Source organism: Paenibacillus chibensis, assembly GCF_004001045.1.
Lineage (GTDB): Bacteria > Bacillota > Bacilli > Paenibacillales > Paenibacillaceae > Paenibacillus_AQ > Paenibacillus_AQ chibensis.
This window is the reverse complement of record NZ_BIMK01000007.1, coordinates 329224-344593: the sequence shown is the minus strand read 5'-3', so window position 1 is coordinate 344593 and position 15370 is coordinate 329224. Positions and strand designations below refer to the sequence as shown.

The window sequence follows — 15370 nt, the reverse complement described above, 5'->3', positions numbered from 1 at the left end:
GCATGATCAACAGCAAGACAACCCGATCGCAGGATGAAATCGCATATGTTCATCAACCGGGAGGCCCCGTTCTCGGGTACTCCCCGTCTTCTGGGGTTGGCATTCTGGAGCAGGACGGGTTATTTTTCAAGGATTTGAACAAAGACGGCAAACTAGATCCTTATGAGGATTGGCGGCTTCCTGCGAAGGAACGCGCGAAGGATCTGGCTTCGAAAATGACGGTTGAGCAAATCGCCGGGCTGATGCTGTACAGCAGGCACCAGGCTGTTCCTGCCGCGAGCGGAGGCTGGTTTGCAGGCACGTACGGAGGCAAGCCCTACGAGGAAAGCGGGGCGGAGCCTTGGGAGCTTACCGACGAGCAGAGAAGCTTTTTGGAAAAGGATCATCTGCGCCATATTTTGATCACGACGGTACAGAGCCCTGAAATTGCTGCGAAATGGAATAATCAGGTTCAGGCATTCGCCGAGGGCAGCGGGCTGGGCATACCTGCCAACAATAGCTCCGATCCCCGCCACAATCCTGTTTTTAACGCGGAATTCAATGCCGGCTCCGGCGGCAAAATCTCCATGTGGCCCGAATCATTGGGCCTGGCTGCAACCTTCGACCCCGAGGTTACCCGCAAGTTCGGCGAGGTGGCCTCGAAGGAATACAGGGCCTTAGGCATTGCGACCGCCTTGTCGCCGCAGGTTGATATTGCGACCGATCCGCGTTGGTTCCGGTTCAACGGCACCTTCGGGGAGGATCCGAAGCTGTCGACGGATATGGCGCGGGCCTACGTCGACGGCTTCCAAAATTCCGACGGCGAGCGGGAGCTTGAGGAAGGCTGGGGCTGGGACAGCGTAAACGCCATGGTGAAGCATTGGCCTGGCGGCGGGTCCGGCGAAGGAGGAAGGGATGCGCATTTTGGAAGCGGTAAATATGCCGTGTATCCGGGAGGACGCTTTGACGATCATTTGAAGCCTTTCGTTGACGGCGCCTTCAAGCTGGACGGCAAGACGGGTAAAGCCTCGGCGGTCATGCCCTACTACACCATTTCCTACGGGCAGGATCCGGTTAACGGCGAAAATGTGGGCAATTCCTATAACGCCTACCTCATCCGAGATTTGCTGCGAGATCAACACGGCTATGATGGTGTCATCTGCACGGATTGGATGATCACCGGGGATGAAACGGCCAGCAAGGATTCGTTCCTGACGGGCAAATCCTGGGGCGTTGAGCATCTAAGCGTGGCGGAGCGGCATTATAAGCTGCTGATGGCGGGCGTTGACCAATTCGGCGGCAATAATGAAGCCGAGCCTGTGCTGGAAGCTTACCGGATGGGGGTAGAGGAGCATGGGGAAGCATGGATGCGCCAGCGTTTCGAGGCGTCGGCTGTCCGTCTCCTGCTGAATATGTTCCGTCTCGGCTTGTTCGAGAATCCATATTTGATGCCGGAACAAAGCGAGGCGACGGTAGGCTGCCCTGAATTCGTCAAGGCGGGGTATGAAGCACAGCTCAAATCGGTGGTTTTGCTGAAAAATAAGAACAACACACTTCCCCTTGCGCCAAAAACCAAACTGTATATCCCGAAGCGGTATACGCCTGCAGGGAAAGATTGGTTCGGTAATCCGACGCAGGCGAAGCTGGAATATCCCGTCAACCTGGAGATCATATCGCAGTATTTTACGGTCACCGAACACGCGGATGAAGCGGATGCGGGGCTTGTATTCATCACCAATCCGAAATCGGGTATTGGATACGATCCGCAGGACGCGGCTGGCGGAGGCAACGGTTACGTGCCGATCAGCCTGCAGTATAAGCCCTATCTGGCTGAGCACGCGCGCGAAGTCAGCCTTGCGGGGGATCCGCGTGAGGAAGATGTGCTGAATCGCTCGTATAAAGGAAAGACCGTAACCACGCATAATGAAGCGGATCTGGATATGATTCTGCAGACGGCGGACGCGATGAAGGGCAAACCGGTCATCGTCAGCATGATGCTGTCCAATCCGGCCGTGGTCGGCGAGTTCGAACCGTATGCCAATGCGATTATTGCGAACTTTGGTGTCCAGGACCAGGCGCTGATGGATCTTCTATCCGGCGCGGCAGAGCCGTCGGGCCTTCTGCCGATGCAGATGCCTGCGGATATGACGACGGTTGAGCTGCAGCTTGAAGACGTACCTCATGATATGGAATGCTATCGGGATGCGGAGCAGCATGTGTACGATTTTGCGTTCGGCATGAACTGGAGCGGCGTCATTGAAGATGAACGCACCAACACTTACCGTCAGCGGCAAAGCATGCAGAGCCAATGAGTCAAATGAGGAACGGGGAATCCTAATGCTAAGGCATCCGAAGCCTTCACTGCCGGAACCTGATCATTTACAAGCCTGTACCTGTTTGTTAAAGTAAATGTCAGATTCCCTATCGACAGGGTGACTTACAAGAAGATTGTGCATAATCCCGGCACAGAAAGAAGGCAGAACATGACTGAAGCATTGTTATCCCCATTGGTAAAAACATTGGACCTGCAGCCGCATCCTGAAGGCGGTTGGTACAAAAGGCTGTGGGAAGCGTCGTTTGAAATTCCGAAAGACGTGCTGGATCCGAAATATTCCGGTTCCCGTCCTGCGGCAACGTCGATCTACTTTCTCCTGCATCCGCATGAATTCTCCAAGTGGCACCGGGTATACTCGGATGAGCTATGGATGTGGCATGCCGGAAGTCCGCTGCTGCTCGCGCTTGGCGGAGATACCGATCAACCGGGGGAACGCACGGAAATCATTCTGGGCATGGACATGGACAAAGGGCAGGTGCCTCAAGCTCTCGTTCCTGCGAATGTGTGGCAGGAAGCGCGCCCGCTGGGTGATGAACCCGTGCTCGTATCCTGCGTGGTCTCCCCAGGCTTTCATTTCGACGATTTTACTATGATTGATTAACCCGTATTTGTTCTTATTTTATGTATTTACAAAATCACTAAAAAACCTCTGCCGCATGCTGTTTGCGGCAGGGGTTTTTGCGTAAAAAAGCGCCTTGAGGGGAATACTTTGCATGAAAAGCGTTTGTACTGTCTCCGGAATGGGTAATACATAGATATGCCGTCTAACTTGCGGCCCATAGACAGCAACTATTAAAGGAGGTTATTCAACATGTCATCTCATTCACTTACAGCAGAACGAAGAAGCGACACCAAACATTCAAGCTTGCGCAGCCTTAGAGAAAGCGGTCGTATTCCGGCCGTCGTATACGGAGATTCGACCGATAGCATTCCGCTTAGCGTAGACGCCAAGGAGCTCGCGAAGATTGCCAGAACGGGACGTACGGAAATGTTCAAGCTACAAGTGGAGGGTTCCTCCGATTTGAACGTCATCATCAAGGATTTTCAGAAAAAGAACGGGGCATGGAGCCACGTAGACTTTTTGCATATTTCCGCCAACAAACCGCTGAAAGTTCGCGTGCCGATCGAATTCCACGGCACTGCCGAAGGAACCAAAGCGGGCGGCGTGCTGCAGCATCTGGAAACCGAACTCGAGGTAGAGGCATTGCCTGCGAACCTGCCGGCTTCCATCGAGGTGGACGTAAGCCACCTGAACATGGGCGACAAGCTGGTGGCATCGGAAATCAAACTGCCGGAAGGCGTCAAGCTGACTGCTTCGCCGGAGGAATTGATCGCTCACGTCACGGCTCCTCGCGCTGTGCTTGAGGCGGAGGGAGAAGCAGAATCCGAAGAGGAAGCACCACAGGAAGCTCCAGCGGAAGAAGCGCAGGAATAGCTCTTTTAAGCTGACGTATATACGCAAAAGCCCGGCCAATATGGCCGGGCTTTTTACTTGAAGTTTTGCTTAAAGGGTAGAATTCATCCAGCCATCATACAGCTGCTCCAGTTGTTCCTTCAGACGTTCGGTTTCCTCATGGAGGGCGATAAGTTGCTCGGCATCTAGTGCAATGGCAGGATCCATCATTCGTTCGCCCAGCTCCGAAAGCGCCTGCTCCGTGCAGTGGATCTCCTTCTCCCAGTGGGCGGGGACGGATTTGGAAATGGATATGCGCTGATTCGCTGGAGAAGGAACAGGCAGGGAAGGTGACTGCTCAGGCGGCGCCGCCTGTGTTCTTGCGTCAGCGGAGCGCGCCTGGTATGCATCAAATCCTCCAGCGATGACCCGCAGCCCGCCTTGCTCCATACTCCAAATGGTATCGGCGAGGCGGTTGATGAAGTAGCGGTCATGGGACACGGCGAGGACGGTTCCCGGAAATTCCTCCAGCGCTTCTTCCAGCACCTCCCTGGAATCGATGTCGAGATGGTTGGTCGGCTCATCCAGAATCAGCAGATTTGGTTTCTGCTCCATCAATACGGCAAACCGCAGCCTCGTCCATTCGCCTCCGGACAGGCTCGCCACGCTTTTGAACACGTCGGGCCCGTAGAAAAGAAAGCGCGCCAGCTTGCCGCGGGCTTCTCCTTCCTCGATCCCGGCCTGCTCACGGAAGAACTGCAGCACCGTTTGACGGTTATCCTCCGGATGCTCCTGCTGTGCCAAATAACCGACGGCGACGCGCGAGCCTAGACGGATGGTTCCTTCTGACGCATCCTCGCTGCCAAGCACCATTTGCAGGAGGGTGCTTTTGCCGCAGCCGTTCGGACCGAGCAGCATCACGGTTTCGCCATACCGGAGCAAAGCGTTCACGCCGCGGAAAAGACAACGCTCGCCGAAGGCTTTGCCGACCTCCTCGAATAACAGCACCTGCTTGCCGGAACGGTCCTCCTGCTGCAGCCGGAGGTCGATCTTCTTCCGCTCCAGAACAGGCCGCTTCAGCTTCACCATGCGGTCGAGTGCCTTTTGCATCGAGGCGGCACGGCGATGAAAGCCCGCATTCGGCGGGTTCGCCTCATTGCCCCATTGAATAAGCTGCTTAATGCTGTCCTGCATTTGCTTGATCTTTTTTTGCTGCTCCTGATAATGCGCGAATTGCAGCAGCAGGCGCTCTTCCTTTTCCTTCTGGTAGCCGCTGTAATTGGTATGGTAAATAAAGGCCTCGCCATCCTCGATCTCGATCACTTTACTGACGAGACGGTCCAGGAAGTAGCGGTCATGGGAGATGGCAAGCACGGTCCCGCCATATTCCCCTAAAAACTGCTCCAGCCACTCGATCGCACCCATATCCAGATGGTTCGTCGGTTCATCCAGCAATAGCACATCGGGTTTTTCCAGCAGCAGGACGGCAAGGCCGACTTTCGTCTTCTCGCCCCCGGACAGGGAGGCGAAGGGGCGGGAAAATTGCGGGTGAGGGATGCCCAGTCCGCTTGCCACCCGAGCGACCGAAGCTTCAACTTCATAACCGTCCGCCCGTTCGAACTGCTCCTGCAGCCTGCCGTATTCCGCAAGCCAGCCTGCAAGCGCCTCGGCATCGCTGCTGTGTGCAGGATCGGACATGAGCGCTTCCAGCGATCTCATTCGATTCTGCCACTCCAGTACAGCGGCAAAAGGGCGGAGAAGCACGTCGTATACCGTTTCATCGGCGGATGCTGCCGGAATTTGCTCAAGCAGGCCGATTTTCGCACCCTTTTGGATGGCGATGCTGCCTTGTTCCGGGCTTTCGTTTCCTTTGAGCAGATGGAAAAGGGTTGTCTTGCCGCAGCCGTTGCGGCCGATCAGAGCGGCTTTTTCGCCGTGACCGATGTCGAAGCTGATATCTGACAGCACCAGCTGGGCGCCGTGGTATTTTTGCACGTTTTTGCATTGAATCATCATGAATTCCTCCATAGATGCCGGACCTATAGAAAAAGCCGCAGGGGAAATGACCCCGCGGCTGAACGTTCAACGCATGAAGTTCCGTTGAAGTTAAGGTAGGAGCGGCATTTCGCATATTTTTGAAGCAACCGAAGGGTTAAAAATGGACAGACGGATCCCGTTGATGGCTGCTTCATGAATAATTCCGGATAATGCGATGGGAAGCTGATTGATCCGGTTGTTCGAAATATGTTGTGCCACTACTACCTCACCTCCTTGAAAATAAAAAGTTAGGTTTATTTTATCCGGTTTGCGGACTTCGCGCAAGGGATAGTTCCCCGAAAGGGGGGGCCTGCTTTCTATGCTTATATAAACGGCGATAGTATAATACAATAGCTAAAGGAACTTTGAGCAGGAGGTAAGCATGAAAAAGGTACTGTTTACGGGCGGCGGGTCTGCGGGTCACGTAACCGTCAATTTGGCGCTGATGCCGCTGTTTCTGGACGAGGGCTGGTCCGTTGATTACATAGGCTCCGCGCAGGGGATCGAGAGAGAACTGGTTGGCTCCCTGGACGCGGTGAAGTATTTTCCGATTTCAACAGGGAAGCTGCGCAGATATTTTGACATCCAGAACGTCAAGGATCCCTTTAAAATCGCCAAGGGCGTGTATCAGGCCTACCGGCTGATCCGTACAAGAAAGCCCCAGGTCGTGTTCTCGAAAGGCGGCTTCGTTTCGGTGCCGGTCGTAATCGGCGCGTGGCTGAACAAGGTTCCGGTGATCATCCATGAATCCGATATTACGCCGGGGCTCGCCAACCGTATCTCAATCCCGATGGCGGCTGCCGTATGCACGACCTTTCCGGAAACGGGGGGACAAAGCGGGAAGGATAAGACGCATTACGTCGGCGCGGTGATCCGCCAGGAGCTGCAGCAGGGAGATGCCGACCGGGGCAGAAAATTCTGCGGCTTTCACGCAAGCAAGCCCGTGCTGTTGATCATGGGCGGCAGCCTGGGGGCGCGGAAAATCAATGAAGCCGTAAGGGCGGCGCTGCCGGTTCTGTCAAAAACCTTCCAGGTGGTCCACCTCTGCGGAAAAGGCCAGCTGGATCCAGACTTAAGCGTACCGGGGTATAAGCAGTATGAATACATAAACGAGGAGCTGCCGGATGTACTGGCTATGGCGGATATGGTGATTTCACGCGCAGGTTCCAACTCCATCTTCGAATTTTTGTCTCTGCAAAAGCCGATGCTGCTCATTCCGCTGACCAAGCAGCAAAGCAGGGGAGACCAAATTCTGAACGCCCGTTCGTTCGAGACGGCGGGGTACTGCCGAGTGCTTGCGGAAGAGGAGCTGAATGATGCTTCTCTCGTTCAAGAGGTGACGGAGGTCTATGACAAACGCGAAGAATTCATTGCCCATATGCTCGATAATAAGCATTCGGATGCACTTTCCGCCGTGTTCCGTCTGATTAAGGAGAAGGCACGGCCTAGCTCCAACCCTGCATGGAAGTAAACTAGCTTAACCTTGAATAAGTACATCACCTGAAACAGAGAACAACCGTTCTCTGTTTTTCGCTATTTTCGATCTTTTTATGGTATATTGGGAAGACGAATATGGCTTTTCGGAAAGGAACCAACCATTCATGCTGGCATTTACTGCAGAACGAATCAAGAACCTGTGCGGCGTTACCGGCTTCAAGCGCGGAGAGGCGATGTCGGAGCAGGGGCAGGTCATGGTACTCGAGCGCGATGAGGAAGAACGCTGCCGGATGGCGGCTGTGCAGGATCAGGACGTCTATCATGTGCATATCGATATCGACGGAGCGGATTTTAGCGCAGAATGCGAATGCGCCGGATTCGGCGGTTATTACCCTTATTGCAAGCATATCGCGGCGGTGCTGATCTATATGCTGGAGGAGGAAAAGTCAGGCGCTCAAGCGGCGGACCCGCGCAAAGGCGCAGTAATCCCCCTGCCGACGCCCGGCATTACTTCCCGAGATATCCGGCTTGCCGGCGGCCTTATCGAGCTGTTCGATAAAGCCGCGGATCAGGGCCGCATCCGGGCGGGCCAGCGGCTGGCCAATGCCTTGAAGGAGACGCTCAGTGTCGAATTCGTCTGCAAAATTACGGACGAGTTTCTGCCTGATCCCAAGTTCAGGATCGAAATGAAAATCGGGCTGAAGCGGATGTACGTCGTGCAAAATATCCGGCAGCTGCTGCTTCATATCGAGGAAGGGAAGACGCTCCCTTTTACGCGGCTCTTCACCTATGACCCGGGCCTGCACGCCTTCCGGGATGAGGACTGGGCGGTCATTGTTCAGCTCCTTCGCATAGCGGGCAGCGAATTTGCTTATGACGAGACGGGAAGATTTTACGCCGGTTACGCGACTTCCGGCAATCAGCGCCTCCTGACGGTGCCTCCACTTGCTTGGGAGACGCTTTTGCCGTGCTTGACCGCCGCCGGCGCCCTCATGGAAAAAGAATTCGGCGATCCGGCTCCCTTGGAAGCCACGGAAGAGCGGCTCCCAGTCACAATCGATATCGGCAGCGGGAACGGTGACGCCTACGCTCTCGAAATCCGCGGCTTGAAAAGGGTCATGGTGATGAACGCATACGGCTGCGCCGTCCTTGATGGGAAAATTTATGTGTTGCCGGAACCCGATCTATACCTGCTCGCTGAAATGAAATCGCTGCTGTACCGTAATGATCATACGAAAATCCAGGTATCTCCGCATCAAATGGATGCGCTGATGGAGAGGGTCGTACCCGGTCTGCGCAGAATCGGCAGGGTATCGGTGGATTCCACCATCCGCGACCGGATCGTTCAGCCTTCGCTTGCGGCAAAGCTCTATCTGGACCGGGATGAGACGACACTGCATGCCAGAGTTGAATTTGTTTATGGCGGAATCGTCATTGACGCCCTGGCGGACGACTGGGATGCCCGAAGGGATACCGACCTGATCCTCGTCAGGGATACGGAGAAGGAAAAGAAGCTGCTGGATATGCTCGGTTCGAGCGACTTTGTCCGTTACGAGAAAGAGTGGGGGCTTGATCTGTCGGAGGAAGACAGCATGTACGACGTACTGTATCACCTGCTGCCGCGTCTTGAATCCTGGGTGGAGGTTTACGCGACAGACGGAGTGAAACAGATGATGCATACGGGCCGCAAAGCTCCTAAAATCAAGGCTGATACCGATCAGACGACCAATTGGCTGGAAATCACCTTCGAGCTGGATGGAATCAGCGAGAAGGAAATTCGCAAAATTCTGCTAAGCATCGTCGAGAAAAAGAAATATTACCGGCTGGCCGAAGGCTCCTACCTGTCTCTGGAAGGGGAAGCCTTCGAATTGTTCGGCGAACTGTACGAAGAGCTGGGCATGAAAAAGGGAGACGTTACGGGCGGGCGCATGCAGCTGCCGGTATTCCGGGGGCTTCAGCTCAGGGACCATACCAGCGGCAGTCTTCAGCTCGGCAAATCCCTTCGGGGTCTGCTGGACCATATGCTGCGTCCCGAGCACGGGGAGTTTGCCGTTCCGGGAGAGCTCGCCCATGTGCTCCGGGATTATCAGAAGGAAGGCTTCCAGTGGCTGAAAACGCTCGGATCCTACCGTTTCGGCGGTATCCTGGCGGATGACATGGGGCTGGGCAAAACGCTGCAAAGCATTGCGTACATCGTATCGGAGATCCGGGGGCCGTCGGCCGTTCAGCCCGTTCTGATCGTAGCTCCGGCTTCGCTTGTCTATAACTGGGAAAATGAAATTCAGCGGTTTGCCCCATCGCTGAAGGTGCAGATAGCCATGGGAGCGAGAAAGGAACGCAGCGGTATGCTTCTGCGTATGGCGGAAGCCGGAATCGATCCGGATTCGGAAGAGGAAGATATCGCTCCGGATCTGGACGCGGACGTCATCATTACGTCGTATCCATCGCTCCGCAAGGATATCAGGATATACCGGGAGATCGCGTTTAGTACGCTAATCCTGGACGAGGCCCAAGCCATCAAAAACGCCTCTACGCAGACCGCGCAGGCGGTAAGGGAAATCAGGGCGGGCCGCAGATTCGCGCTGACCGGAACGCCGATCGAAAATTCGGTGGACGAGCTGTGGTCGATCTTCGATGCGGTATTTCCGGGACTGTTCGACGGGCTTAAAAATTTCCGGGGGCTGTCCCGCGAACGGATCGCCCGGCTGGTGCAGCCTTTCATTCTGCGCCGGCTGCGGGCGGATGTGCTCGAAGAGCTGCCTGAGCGGATCGAAACCGTGCAGCAGTCCGAGCTCAGCCGGGAACAGAAGAAGCTGTATGCCGCGTACTTGGAGGAATTCAAGGAAGAAACGCGCCGGGATCTCGAATTCGAGGGCTTCCAGCGGAGCCGGATGAAAATATTGGCGGGCATTACCCGGCTGCGTCAGCTCTGCTGCCATCCCGCACTGTTTGTGGATGGCTACGAAGGCGAGTCCGGCAAGCTGCAGCAGCTGCTGGAGGTGGTACAGGACTGCCTGGAAAGCGGCAGACGGATCCTGATCTTCTCGCAGTTTACCAGCATGCTGCGCATCATCCGCAGCGAGCTGGGCAAGCTGGGCATTCCGGTGTTTTATCTGGACGGGCAAACGCCGGCCAAAGAACGCGTGGACATCTGCGCGCGCTTCAACGGCGGGGAGCATGACGTCTTCCTCATTTCGCTCAAGGCGGGCGGCACCGGGCTTAACCTGACCGGAGCCGATACGGTGATATTGTACGACCTATGGTGGAATCCGGCGGTAGAAGAGCAGGCGGCGGGGCGTGCCCACCGGATGGGGCAGAAGAATGTCGTTCAGGTCATCCGTCTCGTCACGAAAGGGACGGTCGAGGAGAAGATGCTCGATCTGCAGCAGCGCAAAAAGGATTTGATCCGCGAAGTGATGGAACCTGGCGAAGAGGTGCAAACGGCGCTGTCGGAGAAGGAAATCCGCGAGCTTCTTGCTTTATAAAGAGGGGAATATCGGATTTCTACAGAGGAGAACGCCGCTGAAATACAGCGGCTTCTCCTCTTTTTTGGCTATGCCGCAAACGAATTCTTTGAAACGTCTAAGGATTTATGAAGGATTTTCGGAGGAGATGGCGAAATTTACCTACATAGCAATAGTATTTTTGACCTATTATCTGTGATCAGTCGATTCATGGATTTTGATATGAGGTGAAGAATGAGATGGGATACAGATACGATGAAGGTGTGAAGCCATTGTTATGGCCAAGGCTGAGCGGCCAAGAAAATGGGGGAGCAGGCGGGAAAGAGGCTGGAGGACATGCGAATCACTTGGAGCTGGTTCCTCCCGAGCTTGCTTTGACGTCCGGTTTTACGTTCATGAAGCCTTTTCTTGAGCGAAGAATCCGCAGCGATGCATGTCTGAAGCGGCAGGAGCTCATTACGAAAAAGAGCAGCCGGCAAAGAGAACCGTCAGATTGGAGCAACGCCGAAAAAGCGGCTTTCGAAGTGGAATGGTACGAAAACCAGGTGGAATGGATCGAAACCATCCATCAGATGTGCGGAGAGCCGATATTCTGGGATCAGATTGCCGCTTGGCCCGCACCGTTCCTGAGAGGGGAACCCGGTCCTCATGAGAAGCGGGCCGAGGAGGAGTACCAGGAGTACAAGCCAACCCGGATGCAGAAGCTGCTCAAGCAGGATTCCACGGTGAAGCAGGAGCTTGAGGACCGGCTCGCTTGGGCGAGGGAGAAGGACCGGAGCGAATATGCGGAGTGGAAGTCGCTGACCGATTTTGCGCGAGACGTGCTGGAGGGCAACCGGACCTCTTACCTCCGCGTGCTGGAGGAAATCGCTCCAATGGAGGATTTACTGACGCTTGGCAGCGGCCTGGAATTTAATGTTCTGGATGCAGAGACGGTGGAAGTCGAGCTGGACGTGAATTCCGGAGGGATTATTCCGAAGGAGTCGAAGCGTATGACGGAGGAGGGGGTCTTATCCCACAGCCGGTTCAGCGCAGAGGCTTACCATGAGCTGGAGCGGAAATACGTATTCGGCTCCGTATTCCGGATTGCCCGCGAGCTGTTTGCGCTGCTGCCGCTTGAGTCGGTGCTCATCCATGCCAGGGACACGAAGGTGAATCCGGAGACCGGACTGGAAGAATATGTGACGCTCCTTTCCGTAAGGTTTGACCGAAGCGTGCTGACTGCAAAGCATCTGGATCCGGATTTTGATCCGGATTCTGGTCATAATCCCGGGACGCACATGCTGGATGCTTTCCCTCATCATATGCAGTTTGAGGCTTCCACCGGTTTCAAGCCGGTCGAGCCTCTGAGCCGTTCGTAATTCAATATATTAACAAGCCGCTGATATGCGCGCATCCATGCCCCTAACGGGTGAGAGCCGGGGATGGATGAAGCGTAAGCATCAGCGGCTTTTTTTGTGTTTGCGAGTGGACATTTTTTTAGAAAGGAACGGACATTTCTTTGGAACCTGAAGCGCAGCGCCAGGATTGGATGATATTGAATTTACAGACAGGACACGAGCGTGTAGATTTAAGGTAATTTCTTAGGAAAGCGCCATCATGAAGGAGGAAAGGACTTGAATTATTTACGCGCCCTGCATCCGCGAAAATGGATGGCGATGTTCATCATCGCTGTCTTTATCACGGGTTGCGGCAGCTCGGAGCCATCTGTGCAAAGAGAAGACGCCGTATCCCCGAATCCGCTGCGCATCACCTTCTGGACCTCATTTAGTGGAGGAGATATTTCGTTTATGAACGAATTGGTCAACCGGTATAACAAGGAAAATCCGGACGGTGTGACCGTCATGCTCAAAAACAATAAATCGGATGATTATTATACAAAGCTGTCCACGGCGATTGTGACGGAGGAAGGACCTGACGTCGCTATTGTGCACGCCTCCAAGTTTGCGCAGTTCGTGCCTGCGGGCTTTCTGGACACCATCGATCATTCGGCGGATGATGCCGGGGTGAAGTGGGACCAGTTCAATCCGAACATTCTCGGCAGAACGCTTGTGGAGGGGCAGCATTATGCCATTCCGCTCGATACGCATTTTGGCGTGCTCTTTTACAATAAGCGCATTCTCACAGAAGCCGGGCTGCTGAAGGAAGGAGAGGATTTGCAGCTCGCTCCCGGCGAGAAGGCATTCATGGATTTTCTCCAAAAGATCCAGCAGCAGGTGCCGCCGGATGTGGCTCCCCTTGCGGTTCCGGATGTCCGGATCGATACATACTGGCTGTGGTGGACGCTCTATTCGCAGCAAAAAAACGGCGGGCCGATGTACACACAGGACGGCAGACGGGCTCAAATCGACATGGGTGCGGCCCGAAAGGCATTGGATTTAGAAGTGACATTGTTTAACCGGAAGCTGATTCCATCCGGCATCACCGATGCCAGCCAATTGTTCGCCAAAGGGAAGGCGGCCACCATTTTTCTGGGCGTGTGGATTACGGGATCCTATGAGCATGTTAACGGGCTGGACTTTGGGGTCATACCTTTTCCGCAAATCTACGACAAGCCCGGTTCCTGGGGAGATTCGCATACGCTGGCTTTTCCGAAAAAAGAACATACCGATCCGAACAAGCGGGCTGCGGCCGTCAAATTCGCGAATTGGGTGGCCCATCAAGGCAGCGTATGGGCACAGGCAGGCCATATACCGGCTGTGGTGTCCGAAGTGGAAGCGGATGCGTTCCAATCGATGGAATACCGCAAGGATTATGCTTCGGCGGCCAATGACGTGCAATATTTTCCGAGCCACCCGCGACAAGGATATGTCAACGACGCGCTGACGACCGAATTCGAGAAGCTGTGGCATGGCAAGCAAACGGAGGAACAGCTGCTCTCGAACATGCAGCCGCTGATCAACGGGATCATAGGAGACATGGAGCCATGATCAAAAGGATGGTCGAAACCTTTTTGCATATGCGGCTGGCATCCAAGCTCATCCTGATCAACCTGGTGCTGATCGCGCTGCCGCTTACCGTTACAGGCATGGTGAGCTTCAGCGGGTTCTCCGCCTCCTTGCAGCGGACGGTTGGCAAATATCAAACCGATGTGGTGCGGGAGCTTACAGCCAATCTGGACACGGTCACCAGTGAGGTGAATCTGCTGTCGGCGGAGCCTTACCAGTCGCCGGAGCTGTTGAAATATTTGGAGAAACGGCGGCAGCCGGGCAGCCCGGCGACCTACGAGGAACGTTCGCTGCTGGATAATTTCACGAGGAAGATTGCCCTGAACGGCCGGGTGGATGTGATCGGGGTATCGCTGTTTTCGCTGCAAGGCGATTCCTATGTCGCCTTTACCGACAGTCCGGGCTCCTTCTATCAACCGCGGATTCCGGATCAAAGCTGGTACGAGGCCGCCAGCAGGTCGGGTAAAGGCAGCTTTATCGGTCCGCATGAGGTCGTCTCCGAGAACGGGGTCAGTTACCTCGTGTTTTCGGTTGTCCGGCAGATACGCAGTCTGGAGAACGGGCGGACACTGGCGTTCCTGAAAATCGACGTGGACTACAATAATGTAAAGGACCGCATTTCGCTGCTGAACGGATCGAAGGAAAAAATCATTACGATAACCGATCGGAACGGCGGCATGGTATACCAGACTGATCCGGAGCCGGAGCTCGACGGGATCATCCGCGGATTGTCCGGTCTGGGAACCGTGACAGCGGGGAGCGGGCAGACATCAAAGCTGATCGCGTACTACACTTCGCCTTTGACGGGGTGGACGACCGTACAAAGCGTCCCGCTGCGGGTGCTCCTTACCGATACGGTCAAGGTAAGGTATATCGTGATCGGCATCGGGGTGCTCTGCCTGGTGCTGGCGACGGTGCTGTCCGTCTGGATGTCGCTGTGGGTAACGAAGCCGATCAGCCTGCTTCGCAACTCCATGAAAAAGGTCGAGAAGGGAAAGTTCGACGAAGTCATCCCGATCCGCAGCCGCGACGAGGTCGGGCAGCTGGGTCATACGTTCAACGTGATGGTTTCCAGGCTCAGCGACTTGACGTACAAGCTTTACGAGTCCGAGCTGCGGGAGAAGGTCGCGAAGATATCGTCGCTGCAAAGCCAGATCAATCCCCATTTTTTATATAACACGCTGGGCTCGATCAGCATGTACGCGGAAATAGGCGGCAGCCGTGAAGTCGTGGATATGACCCATCATCTCAGCGGGCTGCTTCGTTACAGCATCGGCAACGATAACAGCGATGCGACGCTCGAGCAGGAGCTTGGCCACGTGAAGGGATATTTGAGCATACAGAATATCCGTTTCGAGGAGCGGCTCAGCTACGAATTTGGCATCCCCGCAGAGCTTCTGCCTTACGGAATGCTCCGCCTGTCGCTCCAGCCGCTGGTGGAAAATGCGATCATCCACGGACTTGAGCATGGAAGGGGCGATGTCCATATTTCCATCGCCGCGGCCCGCAAGGATGACATGCTCCTCGTAACCGTTGCGGACAACGGGCTTGGCATGACGGAGCAGCTGCTTCAAGCGTTAAGAGTGAAGCTCGATCATGCGCCGCTTCCGGATGGGCCTGGAGGAAATGGTCTTGTCAACGTGCATCGACGCATCGTGTTAAGGTTCGGTTACCGGTACGGCCTCAAGATTGAGAGCCGTGTCCGCGTGGGAACCCGGGTTATCATGAAGCTGCCGCTGCTACAGGCAGCTAATCCATCCAGAGGGGAGAGTTGACC

Annotated in this window: 10 protein-coding genes; 8 read left to right on the top strand and 2 right to left on the bottom strand. The window is 55.0% G+C overall.

The window, feature by feature from the left end:
- Window positions 1-2: 2 nt before the first annotated feature.
- The 3 genes from PCH05_RS08075 to PCH05_RS08065 all read left to right on the top strand — a co-directional run bounded on the left by PCH05_RS08075 (window position 3) and on the right by PCH05_RS08065 (window position 3749).
- On the top strand, window positions 3-2291 hold the full coding sequence (locus tag PCH05_RS08075) for a glycoside hydrolase family 3 protein (RefSeq protein ID WP_127601852.1): 2289 nt from the start codon (window positions 3-5) through the stop codon (window positions 2289-2291).
- Between the two features lie 171 nt (window positions 2292-2462).
- On the top strand, window positions 2463-2915 hold the full coding sequence (locus PCH05_RS08070) for a cupin domain-containing protein (protein ID WP_127601851.1): 453 nt from the start codon (window positions 2463-2465) through the stop codon (window positions 2913-2915).
- Window positions 2916-3125: 210 nt separating this feature from the next.
- On the top strand, window positions 3126-3749 hold the full coding sequence (locus PCH05_RS08065) for a 50S ribosomal protein L25 (protein WP_127601850.1): 624 nt from the start codon (window positions 3126-3128) through the stop codon (window positions 3747-3749).
- Window positions 3750-3818: 69 nt separating this feature from the next.
- Here the strand turns inward: PCH05_RS08065 and abc-f are convergent, their stop codons facing one another.
- Entirely contained in the window at window positions 3819-5723 is a 1905-nt protein-coding gene (gene abc-f / locus PCH05_RS08060; protein WP_127601849.1) for a ribosomal protection-like ABC-F family protein, read from the bottom strand.
- Between the two features lie 90 nt (window positions 5724-5813).
- Entirely contained in the window at window positions 5814-5963 is a 150-nt protein-coding gene (locus tag PCH05_RS27225; protein WP_164766579.1) for a hypothetical protein, read from the bottom strand.
- A 163-nt stretch (window positions 5964-6126) separates the two neighbouring features.
- Between PCH05_RS27225 and murG the strand changes: the two genes are divergently transcribed.
- From murG to PCH05_RS08035, 5 genes are all read left to right on the top strand, one after another.
- Window positions 6127-7215 (top strand): undecaprenyldiphospho-muramoylpentapeptide beta-N-acetylglucosaminyltransferase, encoded by a 1089-nt coding sequence (murG, locus tag PCH05_RS08055; protein ID WP_127601848.1) that lies wholly within the window; start codon window positions 6127-6129, stop codon window positions 7213-7215.
- A 130-nt stretch (window positions 7216-7345) separates the two neighbouring features.
- On the top strand, window positions 7346-10666 hold the full coding sequence (locus tag PCH05_RS08050) for a DEAD/DEAH box helicase (RefSeq protein WP_127601847.1): 3321 nt from the start codon (window positions 7346-7348) through the stop codon (window positions 10664-10666).
- 242 nt (window positions 10667-10908) lie between these two features.
- Window positions 10909-12006, top strand: coding sequence for a hypothetical protein (locus tag PCH05_RS08045; RefSeq protein ID WP_164766578.1), 1098 nt, complete (start codon window positions 10909-10911; stop codon window positions 12004-12006).
- A gap of 255 nt (window positions 12007-12261) precedes the next feature.
- On the top strand, window positions 12262-13575 hold the full coding sequence (locus PCH05_RS08040; RefSeq protein WP_127601845.1) for an extracellular solute-binding protein: 1314 nt from the start codon (window positions 12262-12264) through the stop codon (window positions 13573-13575).
- Complete coding sequence (locus PCH05_RS08035; RefSeq protein ID WP_246049404.1) at window positions 13572-15368, top strand: cache domain-containing sensor histidine kinase; 1797 nt, start codon at window positions 13572-13574, stop codon at window positions 15366-15368. Before PCH05_RS08040 ends, PCH05_RS08035 begins: the two co-directional genes overlap by 4 nt.
- The last annotated feature ends 2 nt before the right edge of the window (window positions 15369-15370 follow it).

Bases quoted from the DNA above. Each gene is read 5' to 3' on its own strand.
- PCH05_RS08075 (WP_127601852.1), top strand. From the start codon at position 3: ATGATCAACAGCAAGACAACCCGATCGCAGGATGAAATCGCATATGTT.
- PCH05_RS08070 (WP_127601851.1), top strand. From the start codon at position 2,463: ATGACTGAAGCATTGTTATCCCCATTGGTAAAAACATTGGACCTGCAG.
- PCH05_RS08065 (WP_127601850.1), top strand. From the start codon at position 3,126: ATGTCATCTCATTCACTTACAGCAGAACGAAGAAGCGACACCAAACAT.
- abc-f (WP_127601849.1), bottom strand. From the start codon at position 5,723: ATGATGATTCAATGCAAAAACGTGCAAAAATACCACGGCGCCCAGCTG.
- murG (WP_127601848.1), top strand. From the start codon at position 6,127: ATGAAAAAGGTACTGTTTACGGGCGGCGGGTCTGCGGGTCACGTAACC.
- PCH05_RS08050 (WP_127601847.1), top strand. From the start codon at position 7,346: ATGCTGGCATTTACTGCAGAACGAATCAAGAACCTGTGCGGCGTTACC.
- PCH05_RS08035 (WP_246049404.1), top strand. From the start codon at position 13,572: ATGATCAAAAGGATGGTCGAAACCTTTTTGCATATGCGGCTGGCATCC.